The organism is Niastella yeongjuensis (genome assembly GCF_900110245.1).
Lineage (GTDB): Bacteria > Bacteroidota > Bacteroidia > Chitinophagales > Chitinophagaceae > Niastella > Niastella yeongjuensis.
In genome coordinates, this window is record NZ_FOCZ01000031.1 from 1 (window position 1) to 2747 (window position 2747).

2 rRNA genes are annotated in these 2747 nt (G+C 48.5%); both read left to right on the forward strand.

Annotation, left to right across the window (positions count from 1 at the left end):
• A 23S ribosomal RNA gene (locus BMX95_RS34300) occupies window positions 1–2491 on the forward strand; the annotation flags it as partial.
• A 115-nt stretch (window positions 2492–2606) separates the two neighbouring features.
• Window positions 2607–2718, forward strand: a 5S ribosomal RNA gene (rrf, locus tag BMX95_RS34305).
• The last annotated feature ends 29 nt before the right edge of the window (window positions 2719–2747 follow it).

Sequence of the window (2747 nt, forward strand, 5' to 3'; positions counted from 1 at the left end):
ATCCTGAGTAAGGCGGGACCGGAGGAATCCTGCCTGAATTTGTCGGCACCATCCGATAAGGCTAAATACTCCTCAGAGACCGATAGTGAACCAGTACCGTAAGGGAAAGGTGAAAAGCACCCTAAACAAGGGAGTGAAATAGTACCTGAAACCGTGCGCCTACAAGCGGTCGGAGCCAGCAATGGTGACGGCGTGCCTTTTGCATAATGAGCCTACGAGTTACTCCTCACTGGCGAGGTTAAGTACTTAAGTTACGGAGCCGTAGCGAAAGCGAGTCCGAATAGGGCGTTTAGTCAGTGGGGGTAGACGCGAAACTTTGTGATCTATCCATGGGCAGGTTGAAGTTGTGGTAACACACAATGGAGGACCGAACTCATTAGCGTTGAAAAGCTATGGGATGACCTGTGGATAGGGGTGAAAGGCCAATCAAACTGAGAGATAGCTCGTTCTCCCCGAAATGTTTTTAGGAACAGCCTCGGATATAGATGTTTGCTAGAGGTAGAGCTACTGATTGGGCTAGGGGGCTTCACCGCCTACCAAACCCTGACAAACTCCGAATGCTAGCAAATTTCTCCGGGAGTGAGGCTGCGGGTGCTAAGATCCGTGGCCGAGAGGGAAATAACCCAGATTAGCAGCTAAGGTCCCTAATACGTAGTTAAGTTGATCAAACGAGGTGGGACTTCTATAACAGCCAGGATGTTGGCTTGGAAGCAGCCATTCATTTAAAGAGTGCGTAACAGCTCACTGGTCGAGAGGTCCTGCACGGAAAATAATCGGGCATCAAACTACGAACCGAAGCTCTAAGATTGCCGCTTGGCGGTATATCGGTAGGGGAGCATTGAAACAGCATAGAAGGTGTGCGGCGACGCATGCTGGAGCGGTTTCAAAAGAAAATGTAGGCATAAGTAGCGATAAAAGTAGTGAAAAACTACTTCACCGTAAGACTAAGGGTTCCTGATCAACGTTAATCGGATCAGGGTTAGTCGGGTCCTTAGGCAAACCCGAAAGGGGCAGCTGATGGAAAACTGGTTAATATTCCAGTACTCGCTTTAATTTCGATGGAGTGACGCAGAAGTGAACAGCACACGAGGGAGACGGAATTCCCCGTTTAAGCACGTAGCTATAGGTTTTACTGGTAAATCCGTAAGATTTGGCGAAATGTGAAAGTATATGAGGGCTTCGGCCTGATTGAGTGCTCTAATAGCTGCCGAGAAAAACTTCTAAGGTTAGGTTAAAGCGACCCGTACCGCAAACCGACACAGGTAGTCGAGGCGAATAGCCTAAGGTGCTCGGGTGAGCCGTGGAGAAGGAACTAGGCAAATTGTGGCTGTAACTTCGGGATAAAGCCAACCACCTTCTGGGTGGTCTCAGTAAAATGGTTCAACCAACTGTTTAACAAAAACACAGGGCCCTGCAAAATCGTAAGATGACGTATAGAGCCTGATACCTGCCCGGTGCTGGAAGGTTAAGGAAGGGTGTTCGGCGCAAGCCAAAGCTCCTGACTGAAGCCCCAGTAAACGGCGGCCGTAACTATAACGGTCCTAAGGTAGCGAAATTCCTTGTCGGGTAAGTTCCGACCTGCACGAATGGTCTAATGAGTTGAACACTGTCTCCTCCACGAGCCCGGCGAAATTGTAGTATCGGTGAAGATGCCGGTTACCCGTCACGGGACGGAAAGACCCCGTGAACCTTCACTACAACTTTGCATTGATTTTGAGCAACCGATGTGTAGAATAGTTGGGACGCTATGAAGCGGTGCCGCCAGGTGCCGTGAAGCGGTCGTTGAAATACCAACCTTCGTTTGCTTAGAGTCTAATCCCTTACGGGAAACAGTGCATGGTGGGTAGTTTGACTGGGGTGGTCGCCTCCTAAAAAGTAACGGAGGCTTGCAAAGGTTCCCTCAGTACGGTTGGTAATCGTACGCAGAGCGCATTAGTAAAAGGGAGCTTGACTGTGAGACAGACAAGTCTAGCAGGGGCGAAAGCCGGCTAAAGTGATCCGGTGGTTCTGCATGGAAGGGCCATCGCTCAAAGGATAAAAGGTACTCCGGGGATAACAGGCTGATCTTTCCCAAGAGCTCATATCGACGGAAAGGTTTGGCACCTCGATGTCGGTTCGTCACATCCTGGGGCTGGAGAAGGTCCCAAGGGTTCGGCTGTTCGCCGATTAAAGTGGCACGTGAACTGGGTTCAGAACGTCGCAAGACAGTTCGGTCCCTATCTGTGATGGGCGTTAGAATATTGAGTGGACATGACCTTAGTACGAGAGGACCGGGTCGTACGGACCGCTGGTGTATCTGTTGTGCCGCCAGGTGCAATGCAGAGTAGCTACGTCCGGCCAGGATAAACGCTGAAAGCATCTAAGCGTGAAACCTTCCACGAGATGAGTATTCTTTTAAGGGTCGTCAAAGACGATGACGTTGATAGGCTACAGATGTACAGATGGTAACATCAAAGTCGAGTAGTACTAATTACCCGTACGCTTTAATTTTTTTAACAATTTTGAATACGAATAATATTTATTGTTAGTTCTATTACGATCGCATTTACAACTTCCCAATATGTAATCTTATTACGGTTTAGACATAACATCTTAACTAAAGATCTTATGGTGATTATACCGAGGGTGTTCACCTCTTCCCATTCCGAACAGAGAAGTTAAGCCCCTCATGGCCGATGGTACTACACAACAATGTGGGAGAGTAGGTAGTTGCCATATTTATTGTAAAAAGCCTCTTGACTGGTGTC